This window comes from Thermosynechococcus sp. PKX82 (assembly GCF_031583255.1).
Taxonomy (GTDB): Bacteria; Cyanobacteriota; Cyanobacteriia; order Thermosynechococcales; family Thermosynechococcaceae; genus Thermosynechococcus.
The window spans coordinates 2,420,225-2,437,773 of sequence record NZ_CP134169.1 but is presented as its reverse complement, the minus strand read 5'-3'; the positions used below and the strand labels follow the sequence as shown (position 1 = coordinate 2,437,773).

Genomic DNA, 17,549 nt, shown 5'->3' with positions numbered 1-17,549 from the left:
GGTGACCTAGTTGGAAACGCTACGCTCCGGTGCTGTTGACGTGGTTGCCCTCTCTGAAGTGGCCTGACTAGCAAGAAATTCTTTTTCTGTCACTTCTCCCAGTTGCCCCATCGGTTGGGACGGACCATTATTGACACTCACCTTGACAGCGCCAGCATTCCCCGTGCGGACAATTAAACGCTCCTTGGCTTGCCAACTGCGCTCTGTTCCCGACTCCAAAATACCAGCATAGACAACTCGACCATCGGCTTCCACCTCGAGCCACGAGGCATCGGAGAGGGACAACTTGACCTCAACCGTTTCAGGGGTCGTGGGGCTGGGCGTCGGTGTTGCCGCTGCTGTGGGGGTGGGTGTGGGACTGGGGGACGCGGTAGGGGTCGGTGCGGGGGCTAAATCGGTGATGCTTTGGGCTTGAGGACGAAAGAGATAGGCCAACCCAGCCACTGCTGCTGCCACGAGGGCAAAGTACATTAGGTAGAGGTGAATTGGGCGCAACTGCCAACCTATATCGCCCCTGGGAAGACTGGGTTTATCGGGGCGCTCCACAGGGTCAGCCACTGTTGGAAAATTGGCGGCAATACTTTTGCCATCAAGGCCAAGGGCATCGGCAAAACGGCGAATAAATCCTTGGGTATAGACGGGTTCGGGCAACTCCTCAAGGTTGGCATTTTCAATGGCTGCAAGGATTGACTGGCGCACCAACGTTTTGGCGGCCACCTCCTCAAGACTTAGACCCACTTCCCCTCGCTTTTCGCGGAGGAAGGCACCAATTTCTGCCAGTTTTTCTGCCTGTTGATTACTGAAGTGAGGCATCGCTATCTATCTCCTGCCGTCAGTCTATGCCAATTTGCCGAAGAGGGGTTTAGCCATTGGGATTATCCTATAGCAAGCTGCTGTGGATTGGGGGACTGCCTTTGCTAGGCTAGATCTGGCTTTTAGACGCACCTCTTTTTATGACTCAGTTCTCTCCCTTGTACGAAGGCAAGGCAAAGATTATTTATGCCACAGCGGATCCAGACATCTTGCTGGCGGAGTTCAAGGATGAGGCCACCGCCTTTAATGCCCAGAAGCGTGGCTCGATCCAAAACAAGGGAGTGATGAACTGCGCGATCGCCAGCCATTTGTTTCAGTATCTGGCGGCTCAGGGCATCCCCAACCATTTTATTGCCCAAGTGGCGCCAAACAAGATGCACATTCGGCGAGTAGAGATTATTCCCCTTGAGGTGGTGGTGCGCAATCGGGCAGCGGGAAGCCTTTGTCGGCAGACGGGATTGCCCTTGGGATTAGAACTCAATCCCCCCTTGGTGGAGTTTTACCTCAAGAATGATGATCTTGGTGACCCGCTCCTTACAGGCGATCGCCTGCGCCTATTGCAGATTGCTACAGATGAGGAAGTTGCAACGATCAAGGAAATGGCCTTGGCCGTCAATACCCATCTCAGTCGCTTTTTTGCGGAGTGTGGCATTACCCTAGTGGACTTTAAGCTGGAGTTTGGCCGCAGTTCGACAGGGGAGATTCTGTTGGCGGATGAAATTAGTCCCGACAGTTGCCGCCTCTGGAATCAGGATGAAAGTGATCCTGAGAAGCGCATTCTCGATAAAGATCGTTTTCGCCAAGATTTGGGCGCCATTGAGGATGCCTACGCCCTCGTGATGCAGCGAGTGTTAGCCCATAGCGTGAGTTAGCAAGGGGTGGGCAATGACCGTTGTACTTGGCGCCGATGTGGGTGGCACAAAAACTCTCATCGAATTATGGGATGTGGTGGGCAGTGATTGGCATTTGCTTCACAGGACGAAGTACGCCAGCCGCGATTTCTCTGACTTGACAACTCTTTTGCAAACGTTCCTCAAGGAGAGTCCTGCCCATCCACAGCGGGCTTGTCTGGGGATTCCGGGGCCTGTGATTGACCAAGTGGCTCAGGTCACCAATTTGGGCTGGCGGGTCAGTGGTGCCGAATTAGAAACGGCATTGCAGATCCCTTGCGTGACGCTGCTGAATGATTTTGCAGCCGTAGCCTATGGTGCATTAGTATTACCGCCGACGGATTTTGTTGTCCTTCAGGAGCGGCCGCGGCGTCCCCAAGCGCCTATTGCCCTATTGGGAGCGGGTACTGGCTTGGGGGAAGCACTGATGATTTGGCAGGGCGATCGCTACCAAGTGATGCCCCTAGAGGGTGGCCACACCGACTTTCCACCCCGCAATGAACAGGAAATGGGTCTATTGCGCTATTTGTGGCAAACCTACGAGCGAGTTTCTGTGGAACGGGTGGTTTCTGGCGCGGGGCTAGTGGCAATTTACGAGTATCTCAAGAGTGTCCACTTTGCTCCCGAATCAGCAGTGGTTGCAGCAGCCATGGCAGAGGTGGAGGATCGCGCCGCCGTGATCAGTCAATACGGCCTTGAGGGGGATCCTCTGTGTGCAGAAGCCTTACGGATGTTTGTGGATGCCTATGGGGCAGAGGCTGGCAACCTTGCCCTGAAAAGTTTGCCCTTGGGGGGGGTGCTGATTGCCGGAGGGATTGCCCCCAAAATTCTGCCGAAAATGACCGATGGCACGTTTCGCCAAGGGTTTGTGAGTAAGGGACGATTTCGCCCCCTGATGGAGCAGTTGTACGTTGCAGTGATTACGAATCCAGAGGTGGGATTGCGGGGCGCGGTACATTTAGCCGCTCAGGGGGCCTAGGGGTTAGAGGTGCTTCAGTTGTGGATAGGCCATTAGCAACTCATCGGCAGTGAGGGTGTCACCAATGGCTTGGGGTTGCCAGAGCAATTCGACCGCCAGTAGGCGATCGCTACCAATGCCTCCCAACTGTTGCAGCGCTTGCCGTAGCTCTAGGTCATTATTGACTGCGGGCAGTTTCAAGCGACCCGTGGCAGCCACCACCAAAGTTACAACAATATATTCACCCACATCATTGCTGACAATGGGGGCGATCGCTGTTTGCTTAATGTCACGGCGGTAGTTGGAGAGGGTTTCAGCGCTCAGCTTACTGCGCTCCGCAAGTGCCAGTTGGTTAAAGGCGGTTTCTGCTTGCAACAGCTTGGTTTCTTGGCTACTGGCATGGGCATAGACCCAGTATTGGGGATGGCGCAGCAGGGCAAGGGTTGCCTCTTGCAGCACTTTGGTCAGACCTTCGGGCGTTGCGGTATCGGCAGTGAGGGCTAGTTGATTGAGTTCCTCTTGGAGTTCGCGAGCTTGAGCCAGAAGCCCTACCTGCAGCGTATGTAGCGAGACCACGGGGTTGTCTTGGTAGATTTCTGACTCATCACTGCTATTGCGGAAGTTGCGGAAGGTGGAGATCAAGATATTGGCCAGCACACCAATCATAATGATCGTGAATAGGCCGCCAAAGCCACCGCCAAAACCAAAGAAGGGAATCAGGAAGGGAAAGCCAAAACCACCGCCATAGACTGGAACGGGCTGAGCATAGCCGCCGTAATCACTGCGGGGGGCACCGTAGGAACGGGTGGGCGCCGGACGACTAAAGGAGCCACCCCCGACACGTCCACCACTGCGGGCGGCCCATGCGGCACCACTATCAAGGATAAGATGGGCAATCAATACCCCCACTGCCACAATGGCGGTGACAGATTTGAGACGTTGCCAAAAAGTTTTCATCATAAATCGTGTTCCCAAGGATTGACACACCGAAGGAGAGGTCCTGCTCTCAGTCTAACGTTTTGTCATCTTTAGAACAGATGGGTAAACCCTACAGCCCTTTTCGCGGGGATGGAACACGCTGGCAGCAGTCAAAATTACGGAAGCCTCGCGCCCCCTTGGTGTAGGCCATATTTTAGAAAAGGGCTGTATTACGATATGAAAAGCAAACTTTCGATGAATGCTTTGCCTGCCGAGTTCTGTTCACGAAAACAATGATTGAAATTCCTGAGCCTCTTAAGCCGGTGATTACCTTTGCCCACCCGGTGCTGATGTGGATTCTTTTTGCGCTCACACTTTATGCCATGTATTTAGGGATTCAAACCCGTCGCCTGCGCTCCCTCAGTGGCGAGGAAAAGAAAGCGCTGATCCAAGCCAAGGTGAACGTCAAACACCACCAAGTTGGCGCCATCTTACTCGCCCTAATGGTGATGGGCACGATTGGCGGTATGGCTGTGACCTATATCAATAATGGCAAGCTCTTTGTCGGGCCCCACTTGATTGTGGGTCTGACCATGACGGCTCTGATTGCCCTTTCCGCTAGCTTAGTTCCCTTTATGCAAAAGGGCAGTGAGACGGCTCGAGCCCTGCACATGACCCTCAACCTGTTTCTGGTGATCCTCTTTGGTTGGCAGGCGGTGACGGGTCTGCAAATTGTGCAACGCATTCTCAATGCTAGTTAGATGCGGATGGCAACCTAGGCAGCGAGTGTAGCAATTGCAAAATCTCTGCAACAAGCGAGGACTTTTGTGCCAGAATATGAGGAGCACTAATTACAGCCCTTTTCACAGGGATGAATATGCTTAGCACTGCGAAAGCACGTGTGGGTCAGCATTTCACTTACCTGACGTACCCGATATTTCAGAAAAGGGCTGTACTGCAAATAATTCCTAATGCAGTGGGTGCTCCTTCGCTTTACTGATTGCAGACAGTTCGCTTTCTGGGTGATCATGACCACACTTCCCCTGATGCCAACGCTTCAAACAGCCGTCCAAGTTGAGCACTTACATAAATCCTTTGGCCGCTTTGCTGCGATTCGCGATGTCAGCCTCTGGGTTCAGGAGGGGGAAATTCTGGGTCTATTAGGACCCTCAGGCTGTGGCAAGACAACCTTACTGCGCTTAATTGCGGGTCTGGACACGCCCGATGCCGGGGAAATTAGGGTAGGCGATCGCTGTGTGGCCGCGGCCAATGTCTTTGTGCCCCCTGAGCAACGGTCTTTGGGCATGGTCTTTCAGGACTTTGCCCTGTTTCCCCATTTGACAGTGGCGGAGAATATTGCCTTTGGTTTGCAACAACAAGGCCTGAACAAGCAGCAAATTCAGGAGCGGGTGGCAGCAGTTTTGGCTCTAGTGCAGCTGGCGGATCTGAAAAAGCGCTATCCCCATGAATTGTCGGGTGGCCAACAGCAACGAGTTGCCTTGGCGCGGGCGATCGCCCCCCAACCAGCGGTGATTCTTCTGGATGAACCCCTGAGTAATCTGGATGCCCAAGTGCGGCTGCAACTGCGGGAAGAGTTACGCCGAATTCTCAAGGGCACAGGGACAACGGCAATTTTTGTGACCCATGATCAGGAGGAAGCCCTGAGTCTGTCGGATCGCTTAGCCGTCATGGGCGAAGGAAAAATTGAACAGGTGGGCACGCCGGAGGAGATTTATTGCTGCCCGGCCTCGCGATTTGTGGCTGGGTTTATTAGCCAAGCCAACTTTTTGCCCGCCTGTGCTGAAGGTTCTCAAGTGCTCACGGATGTTGGCGTGTTTCCCCTGCCGGAAGCACTCCCCAAGCGGGAAGGGGAGGTGATGATTCGGGAAGAGGATGTGCAATTGCAGCCAGACACTGCGGCAACCAGCTGCTTTGTGATTCGCGATCGCCAGTTCCTTGGTCGCGAGTATCGCTACTGCATTCAACTGCCCTCCGGTCAAGATCTCCATGCCCGCCAGCCCCTTGCTGTGAATTTACCCGTTGGTACCCCTGTGAAAGTGGCCGCGCAAGCGGTGCGTTTCTTTCCCAAGGAACTCTAATTTAGGGCACGCCCCATATATTCGCCCCAAAGAGCAGCAGCCAACCCACTACTGCCTTGGCTGGGACTATTATCATCATTGCCCAGCCAAATTCCGGTGAGAACATCGGCAGTGGGCACATAGCCAATAAACCAAAGATCGCGACCATCATTGGTAGTGCCGGTTTTGCCAGCGACTGGACGACCAATGGCAGCGGCACGACCCGTTCCCCGGCTGACAACAGCTGTCAGCAAATGCGTCATTTCATTGGCGATCGCTGGATCGAGCACCCGTTGAGGCCTTTCATCACTCGCGGCATAGATCAGGCGACAGGTCTGCCAGTCGTTTGTACTTTTACAATCACCGCCATCGCGCACCGAGAGAATGGCATGGGGCGGAATCCGTTCTCCCTCATTGGCCAACACAGCAAAGGCACCACTCATTTCAAGGAGGGTCGTCTCACTTTGACCGAGAACAAGGCCGGGCACCGCTTGCAGAGGCGTCGTAATCCCCATTGCTCTGGCCAATCGAATGGTGGCCTCCAAACCAACGGCTTGGGCAAGACGTAAAGCAATCGGATTTTCCGAAAGGGCTAAGGCGGTGGCTAAATCCATGGCACCACCCCCCCCACGGCAGCCCTCGAACTGTTGCCCCTGCCAGAAGACGGGCGCGCAGGAAAAGGTTTCACCAGCCCTATGGCCTTGCAGGAGGGCTTCGGTATAGACAAACACCTTGAATGTGGAGCCCGGTTGACGCAGGGCAAGGGTGGCACGGTTAAACTGGCTTTTTTGGTAATCCACGCCACCCACGAGGGCAAGAATCAGACCATCCCTCGGCCGCAGGGTAATCAGTCCCCCCTGATGAACCCCATAGGCGCTGCCAGTGCTGGTGATAAAATTGCGCAGACTGGTTTCGGCCAGTTCTTGCCAGCGGGGGTCTAGGCCTGTCTCCACAATCAGGTTGCCCTCTTGGGCGAGTTCATCGCCAAGGAGTTGAGCCAGTTCTTGATAGACATGGTCGGTGTAGTAGGGAAAGCGCTGGGTGCTGAGCCATTCTCGCGCCTTTGGGCTAATTTCAATGCGGGAGCGACGGGCGCGATCGCCCTCTTCTTTGCTGATGTAGCCCTGCTGCACCATGCGCAAAATGACCCGATTGCGATAATCCACCGCCGCATCGTAGTCGCGCACCGGGTTAAAGCGGTTCGGTGCCGGCAGAATCCCCACTAGGGTGGCGGCCTCATTGAGTGTCAAGTCTTTGGCAGGCTTATCAAAGTAGAATTGCGCCGCATCCTCAAAGCCACGATTGCCCATACCCAGATAGACACGGTTGAGGTAGGCCAAGAGCAACTCATCTTTGCTGTAGAAAAATTCCAACTTGAGGGCAACCGCCATTTCGCGCCACTTGCGGCCGAGGCTCTCATCCATCCCCACATGGGAACGAAAGAGGGTGCGCGCCAGTTGTTGGGAGAGGGTACTTGCTCCTTCGCGTGTTTGGCGGGTTAATAGGTTGGTAACTACTGCTCGCGCCATGCCCAGAGGATCAACACCAAAGTGCCAGTAGTAGCGAGCATCCTCAGAGGCCAAGACCCCATGGACTAAGTAAGGGGAAAACTCATTGAGCCGTTGCAGTTCGCGGTGGGGGCGATCTTCGACTGGATTAATCAGTTCCCCTTGGCGATCAAGGAGAATAATCGGGCCTTGCTCAAGGGGTGGCAGGGGACGCACCGCCACTTTGTTGGCTTCCACACTCAGCAAGCCAATCCCAAGGGCGCTGATGCCCATAATTCCCCAAATGCTGTAGGTGAGAACCGCAACCCATAGCGGGGGCGGATTGTGGAAGCGGAGGGTAACGGCGCCTTTCACCTCCGGTGGTCCAAGGGTGATCACATCGCCATGGTGTAGCTCAGCCGTTTGCAGTCGCTTGCGTTGGCGATAGAGGCCATTGGTGGAGTCCAAATCCTGAATTTGAAAGACCCCGGTGGGGGTGAGTCGTTTCAAACGGGCATGGGTGCCACTGACAATCTCTGCGTCAATAATGATGTCAGCGCGGCTCTGACTGCGGCCAAGAATGTAGCGATCGCCCACCAAGGGAAAGACTTGGCGTTGACCTTTGAACTCCACCCATAGTTCGGGCGTGCGGGCATTTTCCCGCAGGGAGACCTGTTGCCAATCAAAGCGAGAGTGTACCGTCTGTACCGCTTGGGTGACGGTTTGAGTCATGGACTGCCAAAGATCGCGGGCAGGATTGGGCATGGCAGCAGCTATAGGGACAATGATATTGGACGCACTGACAACCTAATTGTATCCCTACATTTCTGGCACATAGCCCGCTGGCACAGCACTGGGATCCGTATCCCGCTTGGAACTGAGAATATCCATTCGGTCAACTAAAATGACCGGCGAGGAGCGCTCGGCCCCCGTGTTGCGGTCTTGCCAGCGATCGAACTTGAGACTGCCCTTGATACCCAACAGCGTTCCTTTGCGCACATAATCAGCAGCCACCTGAGCGGTTTTTCCCCAAATTTCCAAGTTAAACCAATCGGGCTGATCCTCCTTGGTGGGGCGATTCACGGCCAAGGTCAGCCGACACTTCACACTCCCCGACTCAAAATAGCGAACGTCGGGATCACTGCCGACACGACCCACTAGATGAACCACGTTTAGACCCATGGCTGACTAGCCTCAAACTGCTCTTTGCCCCATTGTACATGGTTCCATTGGTGCTACTGCCTCAAAGCCCAGCCAGCGCCTTGCTCAGCTGTTGCCTCTCTATAGATTTTTGTAAAAATTGGGTTCTGCGGGGTTACCGAATGCGGGGGTCAGCCCATTTCAGGAGTAAATCTGCAAGGAGGTTGCCAATAATCAGCATCACTGCCCCCATCATCAGGCTGGCCATGACCACGTAAATATCTTGGGCAGTTACCGCCTGTAAAATTAAGCGCCCCAGACCCGGCCAGTTAAAGAAAAACTCGGCAATAAAAGCACCACTGAGGAGGCTGGCAAATTCAAAACCCAACAGGGTAATGAGGGGGTTCACCGCATTGCGTAGGGCATGGACGTAGATCACCCGCGATTCTGGGAGTCCCTTGGCTCGTGCCGTTTGAATGTAGTTTTGCCGCAGCACATCTAGTAAATTACCCCGCATCAACCGTTGTAAACCCGCAAAACTGCTGAGGGTGAGGGCGATAGTCGGTAAAATCAGGTGCCAAGCAATATCCAGAACTTTGCCCCACCAAGGGAGGTCGTCGTAAAACAAACTGGTCATGCCCCCTACGGGAAACAAAGGCGTACTTTGCGCCAGAAACAGGAGCAACAGAGCCGTAATAAAACTGGGAAAGCCTTGGCCAATGTAGCTAATGACCCGCAGCAGGCGATCGCTCCAACGATCTTGCGTCACCGCTGCCCAAATACCTAAGGGAATGGCTAATCCCCAGGTGAGCAGAATGGAACTTACGGACAACAGGAGGGTGGCGGGTACCCGCTCCCACAATAGGGAGGCCACCGATCGCTGGTAGACAAAACTAGTGCCAAAGTTGCCATAGCGAATAATCTGCCACAGCCAGTGCAAGTATTGCTCCACGGGCGACTTGTCAAGACCAAATTGCCGCTCCAATTCCTGCAGGCGTTCCAAAGAAATTTGGGGATCCGCCTTGAGATTGTCCAGATAGTTGCCCGGTGCCAACTGCATAATGGCAAAACTTAACGCCGAGGCCAACAGCAGCGTGATCAGGGCTTCCCCCAAGCGCTGCAAAATCAGGCGGCTCGTTTCATTCCCAAGACCTTGACCAGTGGATTTACCCATGGCTTATTTAGAGGCCAGCACGGCATCAATAGCAGCCTTGAGTTCTGCTTCACTCAGTTGGGTAATGACAAACACCTCCTGCACCGTTTTGCCTCGCCGCGCAATCAGCTTAAATCCGCCCTTGATCGGTACCGACACCCGTAGATGCAGATGGGGGGATTTCCCTTTGACGGGAGCAATGACACCGGGCGTGAGGGTACTAATGCCTGCCACCTTGGCCAATTTTTCCAAGACGGGAATGAGACCTTCAATGTGAGTGGAGTGATTGAGGACGACCCGACCCGTTCCTGCTGCCATGTTAGGGTAACCACCGTGCGTGCAAGCCGGGTGCCAAAGGTTCTGGCATCCCAACAGCAATTTTATCTTGATTTAATTCTAGGGGGAAAAGCCAAATTTGATGTTGTTGGGGGGAAAGTTGACGCGGTGGCGGGGGGGGTGCTTGGGGGTCAGTGGGCAGTTCTGCCAGATCACTGGGACTGGGGTTGACAGGGGCAGTCTCGCTATACAGATCGCTATTATCCACCACATCGGGCATTTCCCGTCCCTCAACAGAGTCAACGGCCAATGTACGGCCATCGGGTGCCAAGCTGAGGTAGAGTTCCTGCTGCGGGTCAAAATCTTTGAGCTTGAACAGTTCCTTAGTTTTCAGATCAAAGAGGGCAAGATAGGGAACTTCGCGGTAAGAGCCTTCCCCTTCAATGCGGGTGAGGATGGCATAGAGAAATTCCCCCTTGGGGTCAAATTGGCCGGCAATGATTGAGCCATTGATGGTTAGCAGTTCCCTATGCTCGCCAAAGATGTCCACCACATAGAGCGATCGCGAGAAATTGGGGTTAAACTTCACCGCTGCCACTTGCCGGCCATCGCGGCTAAAGTCCAGCACCATGCCATACTGGGGCAAAAAGTCAAAGTCACTCTCACCATTGCCGGCTTCTAGGGGCACAATCGCTAACCCCTGCCCTTGGGCAATGATTAAATGCTGGTTGTCGGGGGCAATGCGAAAATCACCGGCAGCCGCTTGGTTGAGCCGCCGAGGCTGAAAATTTTCATCGAGGAGCCACAGGGAGCTATCCGCAGGCTGGAGACGATTTACCCGCTGAACCACGATTTTGCTGCCATCATTGGCCAACTGAAAGCGCAGGTTTTGATACTCGCTATTGTCAAGGATCAGGGAAATTTCGCCCACGGGTCGAGGTTGCCGGCGGGGGGTTTCAGGGGCATTGAAGTATAGCCCGGTAGTCACGGTGTACAGTTGGGGGTCAAAACCCATTTGCTCGCCGCGCTCGCCGGCACTAAAGAGAATGCGATCGCCAGCAGGATAGGGCTGAAAGTCAAACACCCGTAGATTGGCAGGTGTAAGGAATATCTTCCGTTGCAGCGTCAGGTTATAGAGGATGAGGCGCCCCTCTTCAACCCCGGAGCCAAGATAGACCAGCACGCGATCACGACTACGAAACTGCCCCTGAAAGGGTTTGATCGGTTTCCCTTGGGGCACAGAAACGGCATCCTCGAGGGAGACTTTGAAGGTTTGACCGTAGGGAATCGGCTGTGTCAGCGTGTAGGCAAAACGACGCCCCGACCAACTGGCCTTGCCCTCAAGGGGTGGCTCAATCTTGAGATGCGCCGCCACCGATGACCAATCCATCAGCCGATTAAAGGCGAGGATAAAGGCGCGATCGTCGGCGCCCACATCGCGGTCTTGCCACGTAAAGTCCCGCACTTGGGCCTGGGTGCGATCGCCCCCCCACAACAGCAAAAGGGTCAGCACCAGCGCCACAAGGAACACACTCAAAGCAGCGCGATCAAGGGGCTGAGGGAAGGAGTGAGAACGCATTAGCAGGAACGGTCACACAGCAACAGGCGTACTATACCAGAGGGCTTCAATGTGCTGGATCATGGGTAGGGCTGCCGCTGGTTCTGCCAACAGCACTGTAAGATGACCCAACTTGCGGCCCGCGTAGGTTTGACTTTTACCATACCAGTGAAGGTTCGCGTGGGGGAGAGCCGCCAAGACCTGACATTTTGCCCCATAGTCAACCTGCGGTTCGGCTAAGCCCAAGAGATTTACCATCACCGCTGCCGGTACCTGCATGGCGGGACTGCCCAAGGACTGGCCACTAATGGCGCGCAAGTGCTGCTGAAATTGACTCGTGACGCAGGCATCAATGGTGTAATGCCCAGAATTGTGGGTGCGGGGCGCAATTTCATTCACGAGTACCTCACCCGTGGCTGTGAGGAAAAACTCAATGCCAAAAATACCCACAGCATCAAGTGCCGTTAGGATTTGGCGGGCAATCTGCTGAATTTGCTCACTCACTTGGGGGTCAACCGGGGCAGGGGCAATCACCCAGCGACAGATGGCAGCCACCTGCTGCGTTTCCACCACGGGGTATAGGGCAATGTCTCCTTGGGGCGATCGCGCTGCCATGATCGCCAGTTCTTTGACATAGGGCACAAAGGCTTCCACCAAAAACCCTTGGGGCGGAATTTCTGGCCAACGCTGCTGAAACTGCTGCCATGCCTGCTCATCGGAGATGACAAATGTGCCTTGGCCGTCATAGCCGTGGCGACAGGCTTTAATCACACAGGGAATGCTGGGCGGGCGATCGCCCAAATAGCCAAAGGCGGGTACAGGAATCCCCAGTTGTTGCAAAAAGTGGCGCTGCTGGTACTTGTTCAAGAGGGGAGCCAAGGAGGCAAGGCGGGGATAAAAACAAATCCCCTGCTGTTCAAGGCGCTGCAACCCCTCGAGATCGACAAACTCATTCTCAAAGGTAATCACATCAACCTGCTTAGCCAGTTGCGCTGTCGTTGCCACATCGGCGATCGCCCCATAGCAGACCCCCGCAGCAACCGCGACGGCTGGATCCGTTGCCGCAGACGTTTGTACCCACAGCGAGAGTCCCATTTCCTTGGCCGCCAGCCCCAACATCCAAGCCAACTGACCACCACCAATCACCCCAATCTTGGTTACTTTGTTCACGCTTCCTCTAATCGACTCAACGGAACCTATTGTCCTACACCAATGATCCTAGGGTTCTATGCTTTGTATCCCCTAGAGGGCAAGCTGCACAAACCAAACGCTGGGATCATCACCCGCAGCAAACTCAAAGTTCAATTTGCGGCAAATACGCATCATCCCCTCGTTATCCTTGAGAACATAGGCGTGGATGGCACTTAGCCCTTCATCGCGGCCAATTTGAATCAAGCGGTGTAGTAATTCAGTGCCAAGGCCTTGCCGCTGCCAGCGATCGCTAATCAACATCGAAAACTCGGCTGTATTGCTAAAGTGATCCTTACTGAGGCGAGCCGCACCAATAATTTGCGGTTCACTGGCGCCTTGATGCTCCACCACCAGAGCCATCTCGCGATCGTAGTCCACAAAACAGATGCGCACTAGGCGATCGTGGGCAACCCGCTGCGACAACTTCATCAGGTGGAAATAGCGCAAATAGACACTCTGCTCCGAGAGGGTGGCATGGTACTGCCGCATTAGGGGTTCATCCTCTGGCCGAATCGGTCGAATCAGCACTGGGGTACCATCGCGCAACTGCCAAGGACTCACGTATTGGGTGGGATAGGGACGAATCGCAGGCTTGACAAAGGTGCTTTCCTCTTTGTGGAGCACAATGCGGGCATCCAAGGCCATCAGGCGATCCGGGGGTGCCACCAAGAGGGGGTTGATGTCAATTTCCTTAATCCACGGCTGCTCCACCACCAGCAGGCTAAAGCGCACCAGCAGATCTTCTAATAGGGCAAGGTTGACGGCTGGCCAGCCCCGCACGCCGGCAAAGGCACGGGAGATTTTCGTTTGCTGAATCAGACGGCGTGCCAAGGTGGTGTTCAGGGGGGGAAGGGCGATCGCGGTGTCTTCGAGGACTTCCACCAACTGTCCCCCCGTACCAAAGAGAATCACCGGCCCAAACTGAGCATCGGTGGAACTGCCCAAAATGAGTTCAAACCCCTTCCATGGGATCATCGGCTGCACGGTGACACCAGCAAAATGATCCGCGCCAGCAGCAGTGGTGACATTTTTCTCAATCTGTTGGTAGGCGGTAATGACCGCAGCCGCATCGGGAAGATTGAGGGCAACACCCCCGACATCCGTTTTGTGGGTAATTGTGGGCGAATAGAGCTTGAGAACTACAGGATACCCTAGGCGATCGGCAGCAGCCACTGCCTCTGCTTCACTGCGGGCAATACAGGTTTCCACCACCGGTAGGCCGTAGGCAGCAAGAACCGCCTTGGCTTCCCACTCCGTCAATAGGGTACGCCCCTCACTGCGCACGTGCTCAAAGAGTTGACTGACAGCATTCCGATCCGGGGGGGTGGTGGTTAGGGGCAGCGAGGGGGTTTGGTAAAGCGCCTGCAGGTGATCGCTATAGCGCCACATATAACTAAAGATGCGGGCAGCGGTATCGGCATAGGCATAGGTGGGAATGCCCGCCTGATTGAGAATCGCTTCTCCCCCTTTGACCGTTGTGCCCCCCATCCAACTGGCCAGAATCGGCTTGGCACCACTGGGACGGTTTTTGGCATAAATAGCGAGATCTTGGGCGATCGCCAGCGGATCGGTCATGGCTTGGGGCGTCAGTACCACCAGCAAACCGTCACTATTTGGATCGGTTTCACAGTATTGCAGAGCTTTGAGATAGCGATCCGCAGTGGCATCCCCCAAAATATCCACGGGGTTACCGTGGCTCCAAGCGGGGGGGAGCACTTGATTCAGTGCCTTGAGGGTATCCCCAGAGAGGGGACTCAGTTGACCACCCGCCCGAATCAGGGCATCGGTCGCCAAGACCCCAGGTCCACCGGCATTGGTGAGAATCGTCAAATGGGGGCCTTTGGGGCGCGATTGCTTGTCGAGGACTTCGGCCATGTCAAACAGATCTTCAATGGTTTCCACCCGCAGCACCCCACAGCGTTCTAGGGCCGCATCCACCACTGCATCGGATCCCATCAATGCCCCGGTATGGGAAGCGGCGGCCTGAGCGGCGGCGGCAGTGCGTCCTGCTTTGATGACAATAATCGGCTTGACATAGGCCACTTCCCGCGCGGCGGAGAGGAACGATCGCGCATCCCCCAGAGATTCCATGTAAATAACAATGCAGCGGGTTTGCGGATCATCGCCTAGGTAGTAAATGAGGTCGCCCCAGCCCACATCCAGCATCGTGCCAATGGAAACAAAAGCACTAAAGCCGACATTCTCCTGCAAACTCCAGTCCAAAATCGAAGTGCACAGGGCGCCACTTTGACTGAGAAAGCCGACATGACCCGATCGCGCCATTGTCGCGGCAAAGGTAGCATTCAGCCCCGTGGGCGGACACATTATTCCCAGACAATTGGGACCAATAATGCGCATCCGCGCCTGACGGGCGATGGTTAAAATCTCTTCTTCGAGGGCAAGACCCGCCGCCCCCACTTCCCGAAATCCCGCCGAGACAATAATTGCCCCCTTCACACCCGCTGCTGCACACTCGGCAACCACCGCTGGTACTGTAGCCGCAGGGGTGGCAATGACTGCGAGATCAACCGCTTCGGGGATCGCCGTCACACGGGCATAGGCCTTGATGCCCAACACCGAACTGCGGCGCGGGTTGACGGGAAAAACCGTTCCGCCAAAGGGGGTTTGAATCAGATTCCAGAGAAGGGTGCGGCCAACACTGCCTTCTTTTTCACTGGCACCGATGACAGCAACACTTTTGGGGGCAAAGAGGGGGCGCAGGGGTTGATGACCAGCGCGCCAAATGTCGTAGGCGGTGGTTCGGGTCATGCCGTTGCTTGCGTTACAGAGGTTGGGAATTGAGCCACCTCTACTCTAGCGAGGGCGATCGTCCCGAGTTACGATTCGTTACGCCGGCTGTACTTCCCAGTCACAGCCCTTCTCGCCCGTGCGCCAAAGCCGCAGGTGAAAGCGAGTGTCACCGACCCGCAAATTACGGAGGTGGAGTTCCTCGATACTGTTGGGCAACAGGGGCTGATGCACCAAAAACTTGCCTTGGGGCACATCCACCAGCGGCCAAGCCATGATCTGAATGAATTGAAACAGACTGCCCGTTGCCCAAGCTTGGGGAGAGCAGGCCACGGGATATTGCACCGGTTGGGGATAGGTCTGGCGATCGAAGCCACAGAAAAGTTCTGGTGGGCGCAAATCTGGCTGCCGACAGGCCATATCAAAAAGGGTATCCACCAAGGTCAGGGCAAAGTCACTATCACCAATGGCGCGCAGCCCCAAGGCAATCAGACCCGTATCGTGGGGCCAGACCGACCCCAAGTGATAGCCAATGGGATTGTAGGCAGGGGAGGTGCTGCTGAGGGTACGAATGCCCCAACCATTGAATAGATCCGGCAGCCGCAGACGTTGTCCGACCCGTTGGGCTTTTTCGGGGTCACAGATTCCTGTCATCAAGCACTGACCTGCATTGGACGTGAGGCTATCAACGGGGCGACCCTCGCCATCGAGGGCTAGGGCATAAAATCCCTCCGGTTCAAGCCAAAAGTCGCGGTTAAAGCGAGTTTTGAGATCCGTTGCTTGCTGCCGCCAGCGATCGCCCCACTCGCCATAGCCAAAGTCTCGAGCAAGGGCACTCAGACGGGTTTTGGCGGCATAGACGTAGCCTTGAACTTCACAGAGGGCAATGGGACTGTGAGCCAGTTGACCGCGACGGTTGACGATACAATTGCCAGAATCTTTCCAGCCTTGGTTGTCAATGCCTTTGGCTGCTTGGCGATCGTAGGTGAGGTAGCCCGTGGCGGCCATTTGTTGATCCACCCAGTTCATTGCCGCAAGGGCATGGGGCCAGAGCGCCTCGACCGTGGTGCGATCGCCCGTCCATGCGTAGTAGTCGGCATAGAGCATCAGCCATAGGGGGGTGGCATCCACCGTACCATAGTAGGGGGTATGGGGAATCTCGCGGTTGCGCGCCATCTCGCCAAAGCGCAGTTCATGGAGAATTTTCCCCGGCTGCTCATCGCGCTCAGGACAGACCTGTTTCCCTTGGTAATGGGCAAGGGTGCGCAGCGTATCACGGGCGATCGCTGGATTGAGGATCAGTGTCTGCATGGCTGAGATGATCGAGTCACGGCCAAACAGGGTGGCAAACCAAGGAATGCCAGCCGTCAGCACCTTGCCATGGCCAAAGGACTGCAAGAGCATATAGAGATCTGCCATCCCCCGCCGTAGGATGCGATTCCACTGCGGATTTGAGGTGACAATCTCCGTGCAGTCTGACCACCACTGTTGCCGCTCCTGTTGAGCCGCTTGATCGGCAGCCGCTAGGGATGAAGGCACAGGGACATGGGCTGTGGGTGCCCCATTGGTAAAGGGGCGGATGCAATAGTGAATGCTGTGGTAGCCTTGGGGTTCTAGCTTGAGACGCCAGAGGGCGGTGGTGTCATCAAGACGATCCGGAGGGGTGCCCAAGAACTGCACTTGGGTTTCCATAAGGGCGCCATCAAGCCCCTGGTAGGCAAAGCACAGATCCGCCCGTCCTTTGGTGTGGCGCAATTCACAACTGACGGGTTGCAGCGTTTTTCCCCGCTGTGGGCGACCACCGCTGTATTGGCGAATTTCAAATAAATCTTGAAAGTCTGCCGCAAAGGTTAAACGAATCTCCACGCTGGCCGGCTGCGCCTGATGATTGGTGATGAGAATCGTTTCAAAGAGGGCACCCCGCACCACTAGGAATCGTTCAATTGCTAAGGCCTCCGCGGGCAGAGAAGGTTGCTTGGGATTGGTGCACACCACCTTGAGCGCATGGCTACCTGTACAATGAAAACTCAGCAGAATCGGGCGATCGCCCCCCACGCGCAATTCCGCCTGACTGAGGAAGCGGGTATCCTGACAAAATAAACCTGTAATAGCCGTTTGCTGCTCGTCATTACAGATATTGCCCAACTCATCACAAATGAGCAGCACATCGTCGTCCTTGAGCACCGGAACCGTTTTCGGGTGAGTTCGAATTTTAGTAGCCGGCGGGGGCGGGGCGACAATGGGGATATAATCGCGCCCATACAGGGAAACAACATCGCTCTCCATGGGTGCGGCAGCAGTCTATGTTCAATAGGAACAATTTTGGGTCATTTGTTAGA

The 17,549-nt window shown here is 55.2% G+C and carries 14 protein-coding genes; 4 read left to right on the top strand and 10 right to left on the bottom strand.

What is annotated here, in order from left to right:
- Nucleotides 1-6 precede the first annotated feature (6 nt).
- A complete protein-coding gene (locus RHH53_RS12045) occupies nt 7-813 on the bottom strand; it encodes a helix-turn-helix domain-containing protein (protein ID WP_302678398.1) in 807 nt (268 codons plus the stop codon).
- 140 nt (nt 814-953) lie between these two features.
- Here RHH53_RS12045 and purC point away from each other — a divergent pair, with 140 nt between their 5' ends.
- Together purC and RHH53_RS12035 are read left to right on the top strand one after the other, a co-directional pair.
- The gene (purC, locus tag RHH53_RS12040) at nt 954-1,685 is read left to right on the top strand and encodes a phosphoribosylaminoimidazolesuccinocarboxamide synthase (RefSeq protein WP_310743845.1); all 732 of its coding nucleotides are present in this window, start codon (nt 954-956) and stop codon (nt 1,683-1,685) included.
- Between the two features lie 13 nt (nt 1,686-1,698).
- Nucleotides 1,699-2,682, top strand: coding sequence for a glucokinase (locus RHH53_RS12035; protein WP_310743844.1), 984 nt, complete (start codon nt 1,699-1,701; stop codon nt 2,680-2,682).
- A gap of 3 nt (nt 2,683-2,685) precedes the next feature.
- Here the strand turns inward: RHH53_RS12035 and RHH53_RS12030 are convergent, their stop codons facing one another.
- A complete protein-coding gene (locus RHH53_RS12030; protein WP_310453637.1) occupies nt 2,686-3,621 on the bottom strand; it encodes a DUF1517 domain-containing protein in 936 nt (311 codons plus the stop codon).
- A gap of 251 nt (nt 3,622-3,872) precedes the next feature.
- Between RHH53_RS12030 and RHH53_RS12025 the strand changes: the two genes are divergently transcribed.
- A complete protein-coding gene (locus tag RHH53_RS12025; protein ID WP_206200350.1) occupies nt 3,873-4,340 on the top strand; it encodes a DUF4079 domain-containing protein in 468 nt (155 codons plus the stop codon).
- Between the two features lie 267 nt (nt 4,341-4,607).
- A complete protein-coding gene (locus tag RHH53_RS12020; protein ID WP_310743843.1) occupies nt 4,608-5,678 on the top strand; it encodes an ABC transporter ATP-binding protein in 1,071 nt (356 codons plus the stop codon).
- On the opposite strand, the gene RHH53_RS12015 is transcribed toward RHH53_RS12020, so the two are convergent.
- The 8 genes from RHH53_RS12015 to RHH53_RS11980 all read right to left on the bottom strand — a co-directional run bounded on the left by RHH53_RS12015 (nt 5,675) and on the right by RHH53_RS11980 (nt 17,496).
- Nucleotides 5,675-7,909 (bottom strand): transglycosylase domain-containing protein, encoded by a 2,235-nt coding sequence (locus tag RHH53_RS12015; RefSeq protein WP_310743842.1) that lies wholly within the window; start codon nt 7,907-7,909, stop codon nt 5,675-5,677. The two genes, RHH53_RS12020 and RHH53_RS12015, sit on opposite strands and share 4 nt — an antisense overlap.
- Nucleotides 7,910-7,963: 54 nt before the next feature.
- Nucleotides 7,964-8,326 carry a single-stranded DNA-binding protein gene (locus tag RHH53_RS12010; RefSeq protein WP_302678394.1) on the bottom strand — a complete coding sequence of 121 codons (363 nt, stop codon included), beginning with the start codon at nt 8,324-8,326 and terminating at the stop codon, nt 7,964-7,966.
- A gap of 133 nt (nt 8,327-8,459) precedes the next feature.
- Nucleotides 8,460-9,458 (bottom strand): ABC transporter permease, encoded by a 999-nt coding sequence (locus RHH53_RS12005; protein ID WP_302678393.1) that lies wholly within the window; start codon nt 9,456-9,458, stop codon nt 8,460-8,462.
- A 3-nt stretch (nt 9,459-9,461) separates the two neighbouring features.
- Complete coding sequence (locus tag RHH53_RS12000) at nt 9,462-9,755, bottom strand: DUF2103 domain-containing protein (protein ID WP_302678392.1); 294 nt, start codon at nt 9,753-9,755, stop codon at nt 9,462-9,464.
- A gap of 1 nt (nt 9,756) precedes the next feature.
- Complete coding sequence (locus RHH53_RS11995) at nt 9,757-11,292, bottom strand: hypothetical protein (protein WP_310453635.1); 1,536 nt, start codon at nt 11,290-11,292, stop codon at nt 9,757-9,759.
- A 12-nt stretch (nt 11,293-11,304) separates the two neighbouring features.
- Complete coding sequence (locus tag RHH53_RS11990) at nt 11,305-12,441, bottom strand: 5-(carboxyamino)imidazole ribonucleotide synthase (RefSeq protein WP_302678390.1); 1,137 nt, start codon at nt 12,439-12,441, stop codon at nt 11,305-11,307.
- A 72-nt stretch (nt 12,442-12,513) separates the two neighbouring features.
- Nucleotides 12,514-15,231 carry a bifunctional acetate--CoA ligase family protein/GNAT family N-acetyltransferase gene (locus RHH53_RS11985; RefSeq protein ID WP_310743841.1) on the bottom strand — a complete coding sequence of 906 codons (2,718 nt, stop codon included), beginning with the start codon at nt 15,229-15,231 and terminating at the stop codon, nt 12,514-12,516.
- Nucleotides 15,232-15,309: 78 nt separating this feature from the next.
- A complete protein-coding gene (locus tag RHH53_RS11980) occupies nt 15,310-17,496 on the bottom strand; it encodes an amylo-alpha-1,6-glucosidase (RefSeq protein WP_310743840.1) in 2,187 nt (728 codons plus the stop codon).
- Between the last annotated feature and the right edge of the window lie 53 nt (nt 17,497-17,549).

Bases quoted from the DNA above. Each gene is read 5' to 3' on its own strand.
- RHH53_RS12045 (WP_302678398.1), bottom strand. From the start codon at position 813: ATGCCTCACTTCAGTAATCAACAGGCAGAAAAACTGGCAGAAATTGGT.
- purC (WP_310743845.1), top strand. From the start codon at position 954: ATGACTCAGTTCTCTCCCTTGTACGAAGGCAAGGCAAAGATTATTTAT.
- RHH53_RS12035 (WP_310743844.1), top strand. From the start codon at position 1,699: ATGACCGTTGTACTTGGCGCCGATGTGGGTGGCACAAAAACTCTCATC.
- RHH53_RS12030 (WP_310453637.1), bottom strand. From the start codon at position 3,621: ATGATGAAAACTTTTTGGCAACGTCTCAAATCTGTCACCGCCATTGTG.
- RHH53_RS12025 (WP_206200350.1), top strand. From the start codon at position 3,873: ATGATTGAAATTCCTGAGCCTCTTAAGCCGGTGATTACCTTTGCCCAC.
- RHH53_RS12020 (WP_310743843.1), top strand. From the start codon at position 4,608: ATGACCACACTTCCCCTGATGCCAACGCTTCAAACAGCCGTCCAAGTT.
- RHH53_RS12015 (WP_310743842.1), bottom strand. From the start codon at position 7,909: ATGCCCAATCCTGCCCGCGATCTTTGGCAGTCCATGACTCAAACCGTC.
- RHH53_RS12010 (WP_302678394.1), bottom strand. From the start codon at position 8,326: ATGGGTCTAAACGTGGTTCATCTAGTGGGTCGTGTCGGCAGTGATCCC.
- RHH53_RS12005 (WP_302678393.1), bottom strand. From the start codon at position 9,458: ATGGGTAAATCCACTGGTCAAGGTCTTGGGAATGAAACGAGCCGCCTG.
- RHH53_RS12000 (WP_302678392.1), bottom strand. From the start codon at position 9,755: ATGGCAGCAGGAACGGGTCGGGTCGTCCTCAATCACTCCACTCACATT.
- RHH53_RS11995 (WP_310453635.1), bottom strand. From the start codon at position 11,292: ATGCGTTCTCACTCCTTCCCTCAGCCCCTTGATCGCGCTGCTTTGAGT.
- RHH53_RS11985 (WP_310743841.1), bottom strand. From the start codon at position 15,231: ATGACCCGAACCACCGCCTACGACATTTGGCGCGCTGGTCATCAACCC.
- RHH53_RS11980 (WP_310743840.1), bottom strand. From the start codon at position 17,496: ATGGAGAGCGATGTTGTTTCCCTGTATGGGCGCGATTATATCCCCATT.